Raw genomic sequence first — 20,036 nt, 5'->3', positions numbered from 1 at the left:
TTACCCCCGAGAAGAGCAGGACAATACTTCGTGATAACTCTTTTCTTCTAGCTCTCGCATCAAAGAAATTCCTCCTGAACATGCTATCCTTCCTTCTAATAGGATATGTACATAATCGGGTTGAAGAAGATTTCCTAATTTAGGGTTATGAGTGACTATACAAATAGCGCTTCTAGGATGAAGCTCGCGATATTTCTCAATTGTTTTACAGACGAACCTTAAAGCATCAACATCTAACCCTGAATCAGGCTCATCTAACAATATCATTTCTGATTCTAAAACAAGCATTTGCCAAATTTCATTTTTCTTTCTCTCTCCACCAGAAAATCCTTCATTGATATTTCTTTCTAAGAAATGCTCAAACGATTCGAATTCATAGGTTTCAGAAACAGAGGACAAAAGCATATCAAATTCAGCTTCTGCTATTTCTTCTTCCTGGCGAGAACGCCTGCAAGCATTATAGGCGTCTTTCAAAAAGAGCTTATTATTTACGCCAGGAATTTCTGGAGGTTGTTGAAATCCTATAAATAATCCCATTTGCGCACGTTCTTCAGGAGCTTTTTCTAATAGATCCTGACCTAATAAGCTAATATCTCCAGAAATAATAGAAACGCTATCATCTCCTGACAACACTTTAGCAAAGGTAGATTTTCCTGCTCCATTAGGGCCCATAATAATATGTAATTCTCCTGGAGAGATATGTAAATTTAAATTATCCAGGATTTTAACATCCTCACAGCATACGTGTAAGTTTTGTATATGTAGCATCAACTACCCCACGCTATTTTCTAACTTAACAAACAACAATTTCGAAGCTTCTCGAGCAAACTCTAAAGGTAACTGTTCGATAATCTCACGACAAAAACCATGAACTACTAAGCTTACAGCCTCTTCCGCACTCAATCCTCTACTACGCAAATACATTAACTGATCTGCTCGTAATTTTGATGTCGTTGCCTCATGTTCAACAGATGACCTAGAGTTTTCTACCACAATTTTAGGATCGGTATAGGCGCCACATGATTGTCCAATCAGCATCGAATCACATTGCGTGTAGTTATGACTTCCCACAGCCCCTGCTGAAATAGAAACAAGACTTCTGAAAGTATTATGAGATTCCTCCGAAGAGATACCCTTGGAAACTATTGTTGAAGTTGTTTTTTCCCCCACATGAATCATCTTTGTCCCAGTATCGGCTTGCATTTTGCCATTTGTTAAAGCTATGGAATAAAACTCCCCAACACTTTCTTTCCCCCTCAAAATGCAGCTAGGATATTTCCAAGTAATTGCCGCTCCAACTTCAACCTGAGACCAAGAGATTTTTGATTTGTATCCTGCGCATAAGCCACGCTTGGTTACAAAATTATAAATTCCACCTTTGCCTGTTTTCTTATCCCCAGAAAACCAATTTTGCACGGTAGAATAACGAACGACAGCCCGTTCATGCGCCACAAGCTCTACGACAGCTGCGTGCAGCTGATTTGAAGAGAATGACGGGGCTGTACATCCCTCGAGATAACTCACAAAAGAATCATCTTCTGCAATAATTAAAGTGCGCTCAAACTGCCCCGACTCCTTATCATTGATCCTAAAATATGTAGAGATCTCCATAGGGCAACGTACACCCTTCGGAATATAGACAAAAGAGCCGTCACTAAAAACAGCAGCATTTAAAGCTGCAAAATAGTTATCCCTATGAGAAACAACTGATCCTAAATATTTTTTTATTAACTCGGGATATTCACGAATCGCTTCGCTCATTGAGCAAAAAATTACCCCAGCCTTATCCAAAGCTTCTTTGAATGTCGTTCCTATTGACACCGAATCAAAAACCAAATCTACAGCAACGTTCTCAACATTTAATAAACGTTTTTGTTCGTCTAAAGGGATCCCTAATTTCTTAAAAGTTTCTAAAATTTCAGGATCGGCCTCCTCTAAACGTCCTAAAGGATTTTTTTGCTTTGGAGCAGAAAAATAGACTATGTCCTCATAATCAATGGGGTCATAATTCAGTCTAGCCCAAGCGGGTTCCTGTAATTTTTTCCAATGCTGGTAAGCTTTTAAGCGAAAATCTAGAATGAAGGAAGGTTCGTTGCGCAGCTGGGAGATTTTTTCAATAGTCTCTTCATTAAGACCTCTTGTCAACCCCTCTGACTCTATAGGCGTGACGAACCCATAGGGATAATCTTCATGATTCTGCAAAAAATCTTCTATGGGTTGGCTCATAACGCCCCGCCTCTGCGCACGTAATGTCATTGTGTAAAACCACACAAGGGCTTGTCCAGATTAACAGATTTTCAATATTTTTCGAAGCATTAAAGAAGGTGAGAAAGAAAAAGCGAAGCTTTAACTTTCTCGCCTGTTTAGAAAAGAATGTTAACACTGTTCATTCTTTTAGAGATCACACTTTGTGTTCAAAAAAGATATAAAGTCTTAAAACACAAAACCATTTTAAGAGTTCCATTTTTTTTGTCCCGAAAGTTTCTGCATCACAGCGATTTTTTCGATCTCATAGAAACTCAACGGAATTGAAAAAATTACTTTGCTTACCGCAATTTATAATTTTTCGTTTATGGCAACACATCCAATCTACGTTCAAATTGACCTGAAGATACGGTTTTCTGTAGCAACGGAGCGAACATGGAATCTTTTACAGTTAAGAATGATAATTCTTTTTCTGCTTTTTCTGATTGCCCTTCCATGTGATAAAGATAGCCGAGAAGATAATGGGAGCGTTCATGTTCTAAATTAATCCCAAGCGCACGATGAAAAGCATCAGATGCAAGTTGATTCTGCTTAAGATCCATATGGGCTAGCCCAACATAAAAATGCGCATCCGCATCTTCTTCATTTAAAAAGAGGGCTTCCTGAAAAGCTTTCAAAGCTAATCGTGTTTTATCTAAGGTGAGATAACATAAACCCAAATTGTAATGACCGTCAGATAGATCAGGACGTAGCTGCACAACCCTTTCATAAGCTTCCGTAGCCTTATCCCATTCCTTATGACGCGAGAGCAAGTAACCTAATTTTATCCATGCCTTCCAATACAAAGGGTTTTTACTTACCGTAGTCTCTAATAGAGTAATGGCTTCTGACTCATTATCCATATCTGTTAAAACAACGGCTTTATTATACAAACTTTGTGGATTCCAAGGATCAAGATCTAAGATTTTATCGAAACACTCTATTGCTTCTATGTATCTACCTAAACGATGATAGACTCCCCCTAAACTAAACCAACATTCGGCATCATCTGGATGCAAAATCACATAAGCACGATACTGTTCAATTGCCTCTTCGCAACGATTATCACGATCTAAAGCTACGCCATAGCAATAACGTAAATAGCTATCACCAGGCTCGGATTCTAATCCTTTTGTGCACCAAGTTAACGCTTCAGGAATTCTTCCCAGCTCTAAAGCAATAATTCCTAAATAACAATAAGCTAGCGCTGCTGTAGGATCTAGCTCTAAAGTTTCTTTTAGTCTTCGTTCTGCCTGTTCATATTCTCCACTCAAAAAGAAGTTAATTCCTGAGCAGAGAAATTCTTTCGCTAGATGTTTCGCAGCTTCTTCCATGAATATTTCTCCTGGCACACAAGTTCGTTGACCTCGTGTTTTACAGGAGCAAAAAGCGTGCCAACTCCTACTGATTGGCAGAAAAACCTTCTTTTTTTCTTATTTTATCCCATTTTTCTATCATTTTTACAGCTATAGGCGCTGCGTCCCTTCCAAACTCTCCAAGACGCAAATAGACAATCACAACAATATCAGGATGAATAAGTTCAGCATCAGCAAATCCCACAGCAGCAAACCACACGTGCTTCATCTTCATATTTCCATATTGTCGATCTAAACCTACCCGCACTATAGATTCTGCCGTGCTTGTCTTTCCAATAACTCGATTTAATAACTCAGGACTAAACTGATCACAAATACTTCTTGTAGTTCCATAATTTCCCCAAATGACATTATGCATACCGGATTTAAACAATTCCGTTATGCACTCAGGCATAAACACATCTCGTTTTTTCACAGAAGATGCCGAAATAAACTCTTCTCCATCCCATTCTCCTAAAATTAAATTAGGAACATAAAGAGATCCCCCATTAACCAGTGCTGCCATCATCACAGCCGTTTGCAAAGGAGTAACAACAAGAGTATGCTGTCCTATAGCAGTGGCATATAATCCTGAACGATTGTAGGCCACATCATGAGGAATTACACCAGCATACTCTCCCGGCAAGCCTATCCCTGTTTTCTCTCCAAAACCAAATAAAGAGGCCGCATGACATAAATCTTCAGGATCAGAGAGATGCTCGCCGACAAGCAAGGAAAAATAAGGGTTACTAGACATCTCTAAAGCAGCAATCAAATCAATACGTCCGCGCCCTGCATAGTCATTCTTTGGTAAAATCCCTCCATGATAAAATGAAGGAATAGGAGAGCCGTCTTTAAAAAAGCCAACGTGTGGCTTAGAACTTACATAACCGAAAGACTGTCTATCAATAATAACAAGCAAACGCGATAGATAGTCTATATCAACATTTCCTCGCATCACTTCCTGAGATAATACAGAATAAGCAGAGACAAGCTTAAAAATAGATCCTAAAGTCGCCGCCTGACAAAAAGCATGAGGACGTAAATAGCCGTAACCATAAGCAGGATAAAATGCTGCTGCTAAATCTTGTTCTTTTTGAGGAACATTTCTTGTAAGCATTGGGGCATAATTTCCATAGAGAGGCCGCTGAAGCTCAGAAAATTCTCTAAAAGACAAGAACAAATGCAATTGATCAATTGAAGAATCAGAAAACTTTTGTTTTAAAAACTCATAATGCTCGTACCATGGCAATGCCTTATGCGCACCTCTTTCTAATTCCCCTTTCCATATCGAAATGGCTTCGTAATAAGCTTTTAGATATTCCGTTTGCCCTTGCCCAGAAAGTAAATACGCTAAAAACTTATCAAGGTAACAACGACGGAAATCCTGATATTGTGCTCGTTTTTCTTCTAATAAATAATCCACATACGGCGTGGGATAACGTTGTTTCCTATCGTTTTCCTCTTTTCGCTTAACCTCTAGAAACTTCGCAAAATAGAGCTTCCTCCACTCTTTGAAATCTACCTCAACAAAAATGTCTTCTACGATCTTGGAAAAGGCACTACGCAAAGCTACATAATGTCCCTGACAATCGAAAAATTCTGATAAAGAAAGAGATCCTACAGATGAAAGTAGCTCAGAATTAACTTTAGAAGGATCAACAACCATCTGAAATAGATCTATAAGCAAAAGCTTATCGTAATTCGATGGAAGTTCAGAAAAAAATGGTTCAAGATCTTTCTTAATGTCTTCTATTTCTTCCTCATAGTCTTTGCAGCAATGACTTATCCACTGCTGCTGCTTTATAGAAATCACTCTGCCTATAGCAATATGCTCTTGTTCAGAAGGAAATACCGCATCAAATATAGAAGAGCATGAACAATGCCCTTCAGAATAAGAGAAAATATTCAATAAACGTTCTACACTCTGCTGCAGTTTGATAGCATTCTCTACAGTCCCATAACTCTTAACAACTGACTTAAGCTCTGATGTATTTGGTAAAATGAAATCCAAGAAATAATCCAAAGTAAGAGAAAGCTCCTCATCGTAGTATAAACCCGTAAGAGGATCTCTCCTTTCACGGCGCAAAGGAACTTTCCTATCATACACTTCTGCAACATGCTCAGTATTTTCTAACCAACGATATACTTCAGATCTCGCTTCTGAATCCGATCCGACCCTCATATCGATAAAGTCATTATTGTGATAACGCGGAGATGAGGCCATGGCCAAAATTTGACCGTTATTAGGATCTAAAGCAATAATTGCTCCTCCCTTAATCCAAGGAAATAAAGGGGGTAGAAACTTTTGTTTCTTTAATGATCGTGTTGAACGAAACTGTTCTGTTTTTTCATGCTCTAAAAGCAAAGCATCTGCAAATGCCTGTAGCTCTGTTGACAATGTAAGCTGGAGTTTCTTACCAGAGGTTGCGGCTATTTCATTAAGACCTTGAATGAAGTTACCACGGCGATCTACAAGAACAGTTTTCTTTCCTAATTGACCGCGTAATTTCCCATCCCAGCATGCCTCTATGCCTAGCTTCCCAATTAGGGCATTTAAACTATAAGCATTGTTCTCTAAAGAATTTAATAAAGAACGCACCTGATCTATACTTGCTAAACCTTCAGGAAATTTCGGATTTTCACCTTCCTCATAGGCTCGAACACATTCTCGCAACTTACTTAATTCATGCGTTACTCGCTTATATTCTTGAGCGCTAATCGGTCCTACATAACCTAAAATATCCGAGGCCATCTTTCCCATAGGATAATAACGTCGTACAGTAGGCTCTACATGCAAACCAGGCCAATGTTTTGACATCATCTTTAATCTTAAATATGTACGCTCAGAAACATTAGCTTGAACTAAATACGGTACGGAACCCAATACGGAGGCTTTAGCATGAATATTATCTTCAATCGCATCTTTATCCAAATGTAGCTCTTGAGCAAGGAGTTCCGATAAACGCGTAACATAATTTTTCCTAACAGGAATAAGCTCACGAGTTCCGTCTGCATGAACATGCCAAGCCCTAGATGGTAAATCATGAATAGCTCCATAAGCTACACTCACATCGTATTGCATCTTATTTTCTGCCAACACTTTACCAAAACGATCGCAAATCGTTGCCCGCTCAACAAGCTCGGGAATTACTCTCATTTGCGGTTTATAAGCTTCTTCTAATTTCTGATCATGCTCAACAACAGCAAGATGCCACAAACGCACAGCAATTATCGCCAATGTTACGATAATCCCCGACAATAGTCTGTTGGTCTTTTCTGGAACTGTAAGATAAGAACGACGCTTATTAGGAGGTTTCATAAAACAAATAGTAGGATCTCAACCATTGTCTGGCAAGAGATTCGACTAGTTACAAACTAAACTCTACAAAGCAGAATAATACGTAAAATTCATGTGGTTTTTAAAAAAAATGAAAACATTACAAATAAAACCTAAAAATAAAAATCTTTAAAAAATTAATGTTTTATTAAATAATTTTGCTTTGTTTTATTTGCAAAACAAAGAAGCATGCTTAAGGCTTCAGACATAAGAAAGCCTTTTTACACTCTTCTGTGAAGGCAATTCCAACTTATTCTAAGTGGCATAAGAAATAAAAGTATGTACAAAAATCTATTAGCTCACTTATTAGCAGATATAAGGAGTTATCGCTTGAAATTTATGCCTGAAAACAGTCTTTTTTCTTATCGTCTTTACTATAATAAGAAAAGTTTGTTATGTTTTCGATTAATGAACTGTATGTTCATGCTTAAGGCTGTTTTCACTTGCAAGACACTCCTCAAAGCCATTAATTGCCTACAGGATATCTTGTCTGGCTTTAACTTGGACGTGGTGCCGCCAGAAGAGCAAATTAGAATAGCGAGCACAAAAAGAAAAGATACTAAGCATAATCTTTAGAGGTGAGTATGAAAAAACTCTTAAAATCGGCATTACTGTTTGCCGCTACGGGTTCCGCTCTCTCCTTACAAGCCTTGCCTGTAGGGAATCCAGCTGAACCAAGTTTATTAATCGATGGCACTATGTGGGAAGGTGCTTCAGGTGATCCTTGTGATCCTTGCTCTACTTGGTGTGATGCTATCAGCATCCGCGCAGGATACTACGGAGATTATGTTTTCGATCGTGTATTAAAAGTTGATGTTAATAAAACTGTCAGCGGAATGGCAGCTGCTCCTACAGGAGCTTCTGGAACAGCTTCTGGAACGAGTACCCCAGTAGAAAGACCGAATCTTGCTTATGGAAAACATATGCAAGATGCGGAATGGTTCACAAATGCTGCTTTCCTAGCATTAAACATTTGGGATCGTTTCGATGTTTTTTGCACTTTAGGTGCTACTAATGGCTATTTTAAATCTAATTCTGCAGCTTTTAGTCTTGTTGGCTTAATTGGAGTTGCTGGAGGATCCTTAAATGCTAATGAACTTCCTAACGTATTCATGACACAAGGTATTGTAGAGCTTTACACTGACACAACATTCTCTTGGAGCGTTGGTGCACGTGGAGCTCTATGGGAATGTGGTTGTGCAACTTTAGGAGCGGAATTCCAATATGCCCAATCTAATCCTAAGATAGAAACTCTTAATGTCATCTGCAATACTGCACAATTTGCAATACACAAGCCTAGAGGATACAAAAATCAAGCTTTCCCTCTTCCTCTAAATGCAGGCACAGTGGAGGCTACGGACACTAAGTCCGCTATAATTAAATACCATGAATGGCAAGTTGGTATGGCTCTTTCTTATAGATTGAATATGCTTGTCCCATATATTGGAGTGAAGTGGTCAAGAGCTACATTTGATGCTGATTCAATCCGCATCGCGCAACCTAAATTAGCTACAGCTATTTTAGACTTAACAGCTTGGAATCCTACGTTATTAGGAAGTGCTACATCCGTTGATGGAACTAATAAATTTTCTGACTTCATGCAAATTGTTTCTATGCAAGTTGATAAAATGAAATCTAGAAAAGCTTGCGGTATCGCTATTGGCGCAACTTTAATTGATGCTGACAAATGGTCTATCACTGGTGAAGCACGCTTGATCGATGAAAGAGCTGCTCATTTGAACGCTCAATTCAGATTCTAAGGATTTAGTTTATACTATCCTAACTTTTTGTCCCGCTATCAGAACCTAGGAGCATCTGGGTTCTGATTTTTTCTTTGTAGATCTTTTGTCTATTTCCAAATCTCTTTTCTAAAATCCATTTATATAAGAATTAATCTTCTATATAAAATTTTCTAGAAGCTAGAGACCTAGAGATTACAATCTTGCGTAAAAAGCTTTATTAAATTAACATCTCCTTTTTAGTACGCGCCCGTAGCTCAATGGTAGAGCTGTAGCCTTCCAAGCTACCGGTGTCAGTTCGATTCTGATCGGGCGCTTTTCTAAACATCACCAAGACTGAAATCTTGACGTTGGATCAAGATGCCATTGTTAATATATTCAAGAAATAGAGGTACAAAGCTTGGAAGAACAACCACTATGCAATCTTTCAGTTAAAGACTTAATGGAAGCGGGTGCTCATTTTGGGCATCAAACGCGCAGATGGAATCCAAAGATGAAACTTTACATCTTTGAGGAGAAAAACGGTCTTTACATCATTAATCTAGCAAAAACTCTTTATCAACTACGTCACGCTCTTCCCCAAGTGTGTAAGGTCATTAAAGAGAATAAGCCTATTCTTTTCGTTGGAACTAAAAAACAGGCCAAATGTGTCATCAAAGAAGCCGCTATAGAAGCTGGTGAATACTTTGTTGCGGAGAGATGGTTAGGCGGTATGTTAACCAACATGACGACTATCAGAAACTCCATTAAAACTTTGGATAAAATCGAAAAAGATCTTACTCAAAATAGTTCTTACCTAACAAAAAAAGAAATTGCCTTACTTGGTAAGCGTCATCAAAAATTATTAAAAAACTTGGAAGGTATCCGTTATCTAAGAAAGATTCCTGGTTTGGTTATAGTTGTTGATCCTAGCTATGAAAAAATTGCTGTCGCAGAAGCTAAAAAACTCGGCATCCCCGTATTAGCACTAGTTGACACTAACTGTGACCCAACACCGATTGACTATGTTGTTCCATGTAATGACGATTCTTTAAAAAGCATTCGTTTAATCATTAACGCTATTAAAGAAAACATCGTTAATACCAAGAAAAAACTTGGCGTCGAAATTGTTTCTCCAATTAAAGCTTTAAACACTGAAGATGCGTCTGAAGAAATCGATATCTACGCAACCGGTGATGACAATCGTCATGAAGATTTATTAGCAAAAAAATACGACAGTAATGAGGCTAACTAATGAGCAACTTTTCAATGGAAACCCTCAAACTCTTAAGACAACAGACCGGTGTGGGGTTAACCAAATGTAAGGAAGCTTTAGCTGAATGTAACGGAAATCTTGAAGAAGCTGTTGTTCACTTACGTAAATTAGGTCTTGCCTCTGCTAGTAAAAAAGAGCACAGAGAAACAAAAGAAGGTGTTATTGCAGCAAAGAGCGATGTTCGCGGTACCGCTGTTGTTGAAGTTAATGTAGAAACAGATTTCGTAGCTAATAATTCGGTGTTTCGATCTTTCGTCGATGGTCTTATTGAAGACGTCTTAAATCACAAAGTGAACAATGTTGATGCATTGTTACAACTTCCTTCATCTCAAGACTCTTCTCTTACAGTTGATGGGTTGCGCGCTGTGACCATGCAAACTGTCGGAGAAAATATCCGCATTAACAGAATCAAATATGTACCAAAAGCAACGGAAGAAAGTGTGGGTATTTACTCGCACGGTAATGGAAAAGCTGTTTCCGTAACTGTTCTTTCTGGAGTTGCTGATAAAGAAAATCTAGCTAAAGATATTTCTATGCACATCGTTGCGGCACAGCCACTATTTTTAAATAAGGAGAGCGTGCCTACAGATGCTTTAGAAAGAGAAAAAGAAGTAATTTCTTCTCAAATACAAGGGAAACCCCAAGCTGTTATTGATAAAATCATCAGCGGCAAATTGGGAACATTCTTCCAAGATGTTTGTCTACTAGAACAAGCCTTCATTAAAAATCCTGATATAACCATTCAAGGTTTGGTTGATAACGCTAGCAAAACTAGTGGAAATTCGGTCGAAGTGAAGGAATTCATTTTATGGAAAATAGGAGCTTAATAAGCGAGAGGAAATATGTCTAAGCGAATAACACGAGTCTTATTTAAGATTTCTGGAGAATCTCTCTCAACAGATAGCGGAAACCGAATTGATGAAGTTCGTTTATCCAGATTAGTAGCAGAATTACGTGCTGTACGCAACTGTGATATTGAAACGGCTCTTGTTATAGGTGGTGGAAATATCTTAAGAGGTCTTGCTCAGCAAAAAGAACTACAAATTAATCGCGTATCTGCAGACCAAATGGGAATGTTAGCCACTTTAATTAATGGTATGGCTCTAGCAGATGCATTAAAAGCTGATGATATTCCTTGTTTATTAACTTCTACGCTTTCTTGTCCTCAATTAGCAGACTTATACACTCCTCAAAAATCTGCGGAAGCTTTAAGCCAAGGTAAAGTTTTAATCTGCACAACAGGAGCAGGTTCGCCTTATTTAACAACGGATACAGGAGCCGCTTTGCGTGCTTGTGAGTTGAAGGCTGATATCCTACTTAAAGCAACTATGCATGTTGATGGAGTGTATGATAAAGATCCTCGGATGTTTACAGATGCTGTAAAATACGATCGCATTAGCTATAAGGATTTCCTATCTCAAGGACTAGGAGTTATGGACGCCTCTGCCGTATCTTTATGCATGGATTCCAACATTCCTATTCGTGTCTTTAGCTTTGTTAAGCATTCTTTAGAGCAAGCTATTTTCGATGAGAATATTGGAACATTAATTTGTGGAGACGCTCAGCATGTCCATTCTAACTGATACTGAAAAGAAAATGGCTGCTGCTTTGGAATTCTTCCATAAAGAAGTCAGATCATTTAGAACAGGAAAGGCTAATCCTGCTTTAGTAGAAACAGTGACTGTAGATGTCTATGGAACTACAATGAGGCTATCTGATTTAGCCTCTATTTCGGTAGCTGATACGCGTCAGTTAGTCATTTCTCCTTATGATGCGAATAACGTTTCCGCTATATCCAAAGGCATTATTGCTGCAAATTTAAATTTGCAACCTGATGTAGAAGGAACGATAGTACGTATTAAGATTCCTGAGCCTACTGCAGAATACAGAAATGAAGTTATCAAGCAGTTGCGTCGCAAATCTGAGGAAGCGAAAGTAACCATTCGCAATATCCGCAGGGAATCTAACGATAAGTTAAAAAAAGATTCTGACTTAACAGAAGATGCTGTTAAAGGAATGGAGAAGAAGATTCAGGAATTAACAGATAAGTTCTGTAAGCAAGTTGACGAAATTACGAAGCAAAAAGAAGCGGATCTTTCGTCAATATGATAAGCTCTATTTTTTATGTGTAGTCTTTATCCACCTCTATTTCTTTGGTTTTTCATATGAAACAAAGAGAGGAAAAGATTGCTCTAAAGGAATAGAACTAGTAATATTGTAGTTGTCTTGGCCCCATCGTCTAGCCTGGCCCAGGACATCGGATTTTCATTCCGGTAACAGGGGTTCGAATCCCCTTGGGGTCAAAATGTAAAATTACCAAGCAAACTTCGGGCCTTTAGCTCAGCGGTTAGAGCACCTCACTTTTAATGAGGGGGTCGAAGGTTCAAATCCTTCAAGGCCCAGTTGATTATTCTTGGTTCTTTTACATTTCTTTAAAAAAACCTTTTTCTCCTTTGTCACTTTTTTGTTATTGGTACTGGGTGTATTAGTATTTGGCTTTAATGGTAGATCTCCATGGCGACTTCTAAACCCCATCAGTGTTATCACTGTCAAAAGCCAGCAACAATTTGTTATACTGAAGTAGATAAAGATAAGATTCTACGTTCTTATGTATGTGAATCTTGTCCCTGCCCGAGTCATTACTATAGTCGTGACAATATTACCATAGTTGCTTCGGGATCTTCAGTAACTTTAGAGTGTGGTAATTGTAAAACAGTCTGGAAACCAACTACTGATGAAGATCAGCTACTTGGTTGTCATTTGTGTTATACCAATTTCAAAACACAGCTGATTGCGAAACTAGTGCACACTAAGGCTATTTTCTCATCAACAACTTCTGACAATAGTCGCGGTTGCTTGCATATTGGTCGTGCTCCTGGAGAAACGGCGAGTATGAATCCCCTTCTTAAGCTAATAGCTTTAAATGAGGCTCTTCAGGATACGTTAGCTCGTGAAGACTACGAACAAGCTGCTGTAATACGAGATCAAATTAATCATTTAAAAAATCAGAATTCGCATGATTCTTCCCAATGATTTACTTCTTAATTTTGCTAGTAAAAAAGACGCCCCCTCTATAAATAAAACCTGGCCTATAACGACGTTTTCACTATCTAGGAATCTTTCCATAGCAAAATTTCTTCCTTGTTTATCTAGGGAGAAAAAGCAGGAAATTTTAGAGGCTATAGTTTCGCATTTCAACCATATTGAAGGTTTTGATGAGTTTCTAGTTTTACCTCTTAAAGATGCTCCTGCCTGGCAAAAAGAATTTCTCATTGAGCATTTTCTATTTCCCTATGATCTAACGGGAAATCCTGAAGGTGAAGCTCTTATTGTAAATCGTTCTGGAACTATCTTAGCAGCTATAAATTTCCGAGATCATCTAATTCTCCATACCATAGATTTTACATCTGAACCTGAAAAAGCTTTAGATCAGCTTGTGCGGTTAGATACTTACCTAAATGAGAAGTTAGAATTTGCCTTTTCTTCAGATTTTGGTTTTCTAACTACAAATTCTCGAGAATGTGGTACAGGATTAAAAAGTCAGTGTTTCTTACATGCCCCTGCATTAGTATATTCTCAAGAATTAAATGATATTATTGATGAGGATACAGAAGTAGCTTGTTTAGGAATGCTACCGGCAACGCCAGGATACATTGGGAACATACTAGTTTTATCCAATAAATGTTCTTTAGGGCTCACGGAAGAGCAAATCCTATCATCCTTAAGAATATGGTCCTCAAAAGTATCCGTTGCGGAGGCATCAGCAAAAAAGAAACATGCTGAACAAAATCCCGGAGAATTAAAAAATCATATTTTACGTGCATTAGGGCTACTTACGCATTCGTATCATTTAGACCTTCAGGAAACACTAGATGCGTTAAGCTGGATTCAATTGGGAATTAGCCTTGGATGGATTCAAGGTGCTGATAATAGTCCTATTTGGAATCCTGTATTCTGGCAAGCACGTCGTGGGCACTTAGCACTTACAAAACAACCTGAAAACAATAAAAATCTGCAAAAGGAAGTAATCACGCAATTACGCGCAGATGTTTTAAAGAAACTTGCAGAAAGTTTATCTCCCGTCGGCTTTTAATACCCTCCTTACCGCATATGCGGTTATAGAAGGGCAGCAATGTTTCCCCATAAGGCCAAAATTAAAAGCCCTGACATACTTTTAAGATGAGATCTTAAAGCTCAGAGGACGACTCTCCCTAAAGTCTCTTGCCTCTTAGGACATGCCAGTTGCCCTTTTTCCCCTAAATGTATTTTTAATTTGGACAGAGAAAAGACATTGATTTTCACCATATCCATCTATAAATACGGGATATTCTTTATAAAAATAGGCTAAGAAATACTTCTAAAATAGAAAGCAAAATACAAAGTGTCATAATGGCAATTATGAGAGGATCCTGCTCTTTATAAGTTCTTATTTCTTACACTTTTCCATGAAAAAATAAAGCAAAACGGTAAGCGTTTTTTTATTTTCTGTAAATATTTTTTACTATGTTTGCCCAAAGCCGGGATCGAACCGACGACCTACGCGTTACGAATGCGTTGCTCTACCAACTGAGCTATTTAGGCAAAAAAGAAGGAGTAAGTATAGAGAGGGGGAATAAAAAAGCCAAGAAAACAACAATCATACGGCCGATGATGTTTTCTTGGCTTTCCCCCTGAAAAACAACAGAGTCAGAAGCTATTCCATGGCGTAGAATATCATCTTATTTTTTCTATATAGCATTTATCGGGCTTCTAGTTCTAGCATTTTAAAATCACTTTCTGCCTGTAATGCAGGAGGGTGCTGACATTCAGGAGCATGTCGTGGCGCTACTTGCATAGATCCCTCATCGGCTTCCCAGTTGTATCTGTAACCCTCTTTATTTGTTAATGTTGTACCCTCTTCAAAGCTGCTAATAACCTTAGGCTTAATGAACATCATGATGTTGCGTTTTTGCCTTTGATCTATTGTTCTGCTGAACAAACCTCGAATTAAAGGTATAGAGTTTAGCAGAGGAACTCCCGTAATGATTTTTGTAGTTTTATCTCTGATGTGACCACTCATTACTAAGAAACATCCATCAGGAACTTGTAGGCGGGTAGCTGCATACGTTTTATCTGTTACAGGTGTAAGAGTACCCTGAGCAGAATGTAGCTCAGAAATCGTCTGTTCTATTTGTAAAGTAACAACATTATTCGGAGCGATCGTTGAAGCAACAACAAGGTTAACACCGATATCTTCATACTCGATATTTTGTGTAACAGTTCCTGTTTCTTGAATGATTGTGCTCGTCGTTTGGAAAGGAATCGTCTGCCCAACAAAGAAAGATGCCTGTTGTGTATCCTGAGCCATAATTCTTGGGTTAAGAACAATGACAGTATCGCCATCTTGATCTAAAGCACTGAGAAGTCCCCCTAAGGTAAGGAAAGATTTCCCTTTATGGCTAAGAACGTTTCCTATGATCCCCAAGCCAAAAGCTGAGGATGCATACATCATATCGCCAATTCCTGCTAACTGGCCAGGTGTTGGTAATGGAATATCTCCTGGAGATGGTTTTGCAGGAGGTACTGTAGATTTTGTAGGATTAGCAAGACCTGTATTGCTTAATAATCCTGAAGCATAAGCAACTTTACCTTGTTCATCTCCAAGTGCTACCCACTGAACTCCGAAATCCCAAGATTTCTCTAGGCTAGTCTCTAGAATAAGCACTTCGATATACACTTGCTTCGGAGGTAAGTCTAAACCATTGAGTAAGCTGACAACTTTATCTACATTTGTTTGATTTCCGATAACAACAATAGAGTTGTTAACATCCAGCCATTGAATACTGTTTAGCGTATTGATGAAATCTTCATCCATCGCTGTTGTTACATAGAGATTGTATCCAATATCTTGAATTGCCTGAGCTATTGCCGCACCATTTTGATATTTCAGCTTATACATGAAGAAGCGTAAGCTTTTAGGATTTGCGGCTCCTGATGTTCCTAAAGCTGCGGCAGGGCTTGTAACATCATCTAATGTATGTGCCATTTCTGGAATATCCAGGGATTTTAGTAGCTGTATTGCCTTGCTAGTTAAGCGGGGTGAAGAAACTACGAAAATCTTATTTGTTCCTGGCTGAATGAAAATCTGAAAAGCTTCATCTTCAGCCATAGCACCAAGAACATCTTGGCAATAGCTCACTAATGAAGCAGGATTTGCATAACGCACTTCATACTCTGACATATCCACGGATGTTCCGGGGCTATCTAAAGCTGCTAATAACTCCCCGACTTTCTCAACATTTCCAGCAATATCAGAAACAATGACATGGCGTGTAGCTTCTGAAGCACTTACTATAGCATCATGTGAAAGTAGCGGCTGAATAATATTTACAGCAGATGTAGGGTGTACGCTGTATAAACGGAATACACGGGTAACCACAACAGCTTCACAATTATCCTTTGCAGAGCCATCGGTGACTACAGTAGATAATTTAGAAAGACGAGGATTACGATAAATAAGAACGTTATTTCCTTGCTCTACTACTTTTAAGTCATGCATTTTCAAGACTTGTAAAAGGATGGTAGAAAGATTGTCTACAGAGGTAGGGTCGTGAGAAACAATCGTTACATTGAAATTTAAATCACTACTATCGAAAACGAAATTTGTTCCAGAAATTTTACTGACAAATTGCAAAAGTTCAAGGACAGAGATATCTTCAAAATTTACAGTATAACCATTATCTTTGAGATCTGCGCAGGTAATTTGTTTTCCTTTTAATAAAGAGGGAGATTGCTCATCATCTTTTTTGGAATCAGAATAGACTGCTATCTTATCAATAGAGGGTTGCTTATCTGGAGATTTTGTTTTCAACGGTTGTGAAGATGCTGCTTTATTATCAACTTTAAAGCCTTCTTCTTGGGAGCTCTTTTTTTCACTCTCTTCAACAAGCTTTTTTACACTAAAGTTTATAGCATTTACGGCGCGTTTAGCATAAGTACGCTTATCTTCCCAAATTTGAGCTTCTTCACTCTTCTCCTCGACAACTTCCGTTTTTTCTTCTTGTTTAGGAAGGAAACGTGGAGTTTTTTTCGTAGCAGTCTGCATACGATTATCGAGAGGACGTTTTTTAACTTCAGGCTTAGCAAATGGCGAGCCTTCAGAAAACCCTGGGGAAAATGTCTGTGTTGATTTCTTAAAATGACGCGGTTGATTCTGAGGCAAGCTTTTAGCAATAGACTGCTTATCAGATTTTTTTACTGATGTCTTATTAACTATGTTTTTAGGACAGGCAGCAATTTGGCTGTTCTCGTCAGTTTGGGAGTTTTTAGCTCGAGATCTTGGTTCGCTAATTGGTGGTTTGTGAGAATTCACACCAAGTAAAACCAGGTCAAAGAAAAACAAAGCAACAAGTACCCCTATTTTTCCTTTTTTCTTATTTATGACCTGTAAGATCTTTCTTCCAATGTTCGACGTCACTATTTTCACCGGATTCTTTTTAAGCTGATAAGTGTTGAGGGACAAAGATTTCCGTCATGATTTCCTAATATCCCGTACCGTACGCTCTCTATTGGGCAGAATATAGCTGTTTGTCCTCTATCTTTCAACTCTGTGAATAAAGGACTATGTAAAGATGACATGGAATCGTCTGCCTGTAAGGTATGTAATACTGCTCCATCACCTATTTCCCATGCAACCTTGGTTTCCTGAATTTGTAAAGAACTAATTTTTCCTAGACCTGAGGACGAAGTAGTAAAATTCTGAGCAACCTTTCCTTGTTTTTGTAACCAGAAATTAGTTTTCCCACAAGCAATCCAAGAAAGTTCCTTTTTTTCTTTCGAAATAGTTACGCAAATTAAGGAAATTCCCTTTTCATCTATAGGAACATTTATACGCATTAGCTCACTATGAATCTTACGAATCGCACTTCTAATGTTATCTTCATGACCCCATTGACTTACGAAGCTCTTCATAATAGTTAATACTAAAGTTGGATTTCCTGAAAGACTATAACAAAACCATATTCTAAAACCATCCTCACTCATATAAGCTTCATAGTATACATGAGGATGCGTAGGATATCCTTGTTCATATATAGAAACCGATAAAAATTCAGGAGCAACAATTTCCAAAGGAGATAACCAAAATCTCTGATGATATAGCTGATCATTCACCAGTGCGGTATGATCTTTATTACGCTTATCTTTTTGAAGATCTTCACCATGACGATATCTATGTAAATCTGAGATGAATTCCTTCATAGATCCATAACGATCTTTAGGAGAGGGTTGTAAAGCCTTTGCTAGGATCTTGCTCACTCTATTTGGAATCAAAGATAAAACAACTTTGCCTAAGGCTAAATTTCCTAAGATTAATTCGTATGCTATTAAACCCAATGAATAGATTTCTGAACTTTCAGAGATCTTATCTCCTTGACGTTGTTCAGGACTCATGTATGAAGGTGTTCCCAAACACGCAAGATGAGTATCTTCATCCATAGAACACGCAGCAAGACCAAAATCTATAAGCTTGATTTGTCCTTGAGATGTCATAAGAATATTTTCTGGTTTTATATCCCTATGGAGAATGCCTCGGCTATGTAGATATTCAAGAGCTTGGGCAATATGTAAGACAATATCAATAGCACGTGATAAAGGAATCAGCTGGGAGAGAATGTAGTGTCTAAGAGAAACTCCCTGAATATATTCCATAGCTATGTACAGACCTTTCCTACATTGTCCGTATTGGTATAACTTAACAATATTTGGATGTGAGATTTGCTCAACAATCCGCGCTTCTTTTAAGAAATTATGAACTCGTGATGTATCAGCAACCAAGGGTGTTGCAAGAACCTTAATAGCTACAGATTGTAGAGTATTAGGATGTAAACCTCGGTATACCGCACTACCCTCTTTCTTACTCAGGATTTGTTTGATGTGATATTCACCAATCACCTGATTTTGAGAAGGTATTTCGGATTGACAATCCATAGGAGACAATTATGCGTTTATACTTCTAGGACTCGAATTCCTAAAACATCTCCTAAAGATACTACCTCTCCTCTCCCGACTTTTGCTCCATTGAGAATCAAATCCACACCTCGAGAGGGATGGACACCATCGAGATTTAAGATACTGCCTTGAGTAAGTTTTAAAAACTCTTCAACAGTTAATGAGTATCTAGAAGCTTCGGCTACTAATTTACAGCTTCCTGGTAAAGGTGCTGCAGGTAGAGCAGCTTCTGGTGTTTCTTCAGCAGGTTCTTCCTGTTGTAAACTTGGATAGCTGGTAATTTTAAATTCTCCGGAGGTTTGATTAATAAAACGACCACCGAAAAATTGATGCCCCTGAATAGTAAGCAAGCCACCGCTTTCTTCTGTATCAGGATCGTATAAACAACTATCTAATAAAATGAAGCTGCCATGTACAACTTGTTGCCATTCCTCTTGTGTTAGTTGGCAATAACCAACTTCTATAGACATTGTCAAAGGGGTAGCATCTAATTGATGAACATCAAAATTTTGATCCGATGCAGAAAGGAACTGCTTACAACTATCACATACCGCGTCTGGGAAAAGCAAACGGAAACGCATATATTTTCCATCTAATCCGCAAGTGATATCTACAGCTTGGTAAGATCCTTGTAGATCCTTACTAGAAAATCGTGCATCGCCTACAACTCTAGCAGATAATGAAGGTAACCAAGCCAATTCTTGGAGTAACTTACATAGCTCTGCACAAAAGTAATAATGGAATCCTAATAGTTTATCTTTTTCATAGAAATAGGAAGCTAAACTAGAATCATTAAATACAGCAACCATGAAAGATTGAAGATCTGCTTCTGAAGTAACAAAGAAGAAGGTTCCAGGGTCTAAAGGTTGTACTAGAAACGACTGAACTAAAAGATGTGTTCCAAAATCTTGAACAGCCTGAGTTGCAGAGAGGGAGCCTCGAGGTTGAATAGTAAGACTTGTTTCTTCTAAACGAAATTTTTCTTTCAACCTATGTTGGCATAAACCTTTAGGAAACGAAGGAAGAGAGATCCCTTCTTCTGTTTTCACTAAAGAGTTTAGAAAATCATTTCTAGATTTTAACCAACTAGCGCTAGGCTCCGCTGCTACTGCCAT

14 protein-coding genes and 4 tRNA genes are annotated in these 20,036 nt (G+C 38.3%); 10 read left to right on the top strand and 8 right to left on the bottom strand.

The window, feature by feature from the left end:
* From sufC to C10C_RS00270, 4 genes are all read right to left on the bottom strand, one after another.
* Positions 1-768 (bottom strand): Fe-S cluster assembly ATPase SufC, encoded by a 768-nt coding sequence (gene sufC / locus C10C_RS00285; RefSeq protein WP_117273749.1) that lies wholly within the window; start codon positions 766-768, stop codon positions 1-3.
* A gap of 3 nt (positions 769-771) precedes the next feature.
* Complete coding sequence (gene sufB / locus C10C_RS00280; protein WP_117273748.1) at positions 772-2,226, bottom strand: Fe-S cluster assembly protein SufB; 1,455 nt, start codon at positions 2,224-2,226, stop codon at positions 772-774.
* 344 nt (positions 2,227-2,570) lie between these two features.
* Positions 2,571-3,578, bottom strand: coding sequence for a tetratricopeptide repeat protein (locus C10C_RS00275; RefSeq protein WP_117273747.1), 1,008 nt, complete (start codon positions 3,576-3,578; stop codon positions 2,571-2,573).
* 67 nt (positions 3,579-3,645) lie between these two features.
* Positions 3,646-6,921, bottom strand: a complete 3,276-nt coding sequence (locus C10C_RS00270) for a penicillin-binding transpeptidase domain-containing protein (protein WP_117273746.1) — start codon at positions 6,919-6,921, stop codon at positions 3,646-3,648.
* A gap of 602 nt (positions 6,922-7,523) precedes the next feature.
* Here C10C_RS00270 and C10C_RS00265 point away from each other — a divergent pair.
* The 10 genes from C10C_RS00265 to C10C_RS00220 all read left to right on the top strand — a co-directional run bounded on the left by C10C_RS00265 (position 7,524) and on the right by C10C_RS00220 (position 14,026).
* Positions 7,524-8,699, top strand: a complete 1,176-nt coding sequence (locus tag C10C_RS00265; RefSeq protein ID WP_117273744.1) for a porin — start codon at positions 7,524-7,526, stop codon at positions 8,697-8,699.
* Positions 8,700-8,924: 225 nt separating this feature from the next.
* Positions 8,925-8,995: transfer RNA gene (locus C10C_RS00260), tRNA-Gly, on the top strand.
* A 125-nt stretch (positions 8,996-9,120) separates the two neighbouring features.
* A complete protein-coding gene (rpsB, locus tag C10C_RS00255) occupies positions 9,121-9,912 on the top strand; it encodes a 30S ribosomal protein S2 (protein WP_231913652.1) in 792 nt (263 codons plus the stop codon).
* Positions 9,912-10,760 carry a translation elongation factor Ts gene (gene tsf / locus C10C_RS00250; protein ID WP_117273742.1) on the top strand — a complete coding sequence of 283 codons (849 nt, stop codon included), beginning with the start codon at positions 9,912-9,914 and terminating at the stop codon, positions 10,758-10,760. The genes rpsB and tsf overlap by 1 nt, the downstream gene beginning before the upstream one ends.
* Before the next feature lie 15 nt (positions 10,761-10,775).
* The gene (gene pyrH / locus C10C_RS00245) at positions 10,776-11,516 is read left to right on the top strand and encodes a UMP kinase (RefSeq protein WP_117273741.1); all 741 of its coding nucleotides are present in this window, start codon (positions 10,776-10,778) and stop codon (positions 11,514-11,516) included.
* A complete protein-coding gene (gene frr / locus C10C_RS00240) occupies positions 11,500-12,042 on the top strand; it encodes a ribosome recycling factor (RefSeq protein WP_117273740.1) in 543 nt (180 codons plus the stop codon). The genes pyrH and frr overlap by 17 nt, the downstream gene beginning before the upstream one ends.
* Positions 12,043-12,161: 119 nt before the next feature.
* Positions 12,162-12,236, top strand: a tRNA-Glu gene (locus C10C_RS00235).
* 26 nt (positions 12,237-12,262) lie between these two features.
* A tRNA-Lys gene (locus C10C_RS00230) sits at positions 12,263-12,335 on the top strand.
* A gap of 112 nt (positions 12,336-12,447) precedes the next feature.
* The gene (locus C10C_RS00225) at positions 12,448-12,966 is read left to right on the top strand and encodes a UvrB/UvrC motif-containing protein (RefSeq protein ID WP_117273739.1); all 519 of its coding nucleotides are present in this window, start codon (positions 12,448-12,450) and stop codon (positions 12,964-12,966) included.
* Positions 12,950-14,026: a protein arginine kinase gene (locus tag C10C_RS00220; RefSeq protein WP_117273738.1), complete on the top strand. Its 1,077-nt coding sequence runs from the start codon at positions 12,950-12,952 to the stop codon at positions 14,024-14,026. Before C10C_RS00225 ends, C10C_RS00220 begins: the two co-directional genes overlap by 17 nt.
* 415 nt (positions 14,027-14,441) lie before the next feature.
* Here C10C_RS00220 and C10C_RS00215 read toward each other — a convergent pair.
* The 4 genes from C10C_RS00215 to sctQ form a co-directional block, all read right to left on the bottom strand.
* Positions 14,442-14,514, bottom strand: a tRNA-Thr gene (locus tag C10C_RS00215).
* Positions 14,515-14,671: 157 nt separating this feature from the next.
* Positions 14,672-17,398 (bottom strand): secretin N-terminal domain-containing protein, encoded by a 2,727-nt coding sequence (locus tag C10C_RS00210; RefSeq protein WP_117273737.1) that lies wholly within the window; start codon positions 17,396-17,398, stop codon positions 14,672-14,674.
* Complete coding sequence (locus tag C10C_RS00205; RefSeq protein WP_117273736.1) at positions 17,395-18,900, bottom strand: serine/threonine protein kinase; 1,506 nt, start codon at positions 18,898-18,900, stop codon at positions 17,395-17,397. Before C10C_RS00205 ends, C10C_RS00210 begins: the two co-directional genes overlap by 4 nt.
* Positions 18,901-18,917: 17 nt before the next feature.
* On the bottom strand, positions 18,918-20,036 hold the full coding sequence (gene sctQ, locus C10C_RS00200) for a type III secretion system cytoplasmic ring protein SctQ (protein ID WP_117273735.1): 1,119 nt from the start codon (positions 20,034-20,036) through the stop codon (positions 18,918-18,920).

The sequence above is a fragment of the Chlamydia poikilotherma genome, from assembly GCF_900239975.1.
GTDB lineage: Bacteria > Chlamydiota > Chlamydiia > Chlamydiales > Chlamydiaceae > Chlamydia > Chlamydia poikilotherma.
Note: the sequence above shows the minus strand (reverse complement) of the source record. Positions and strands in the feature narration are given on the sequence as shown.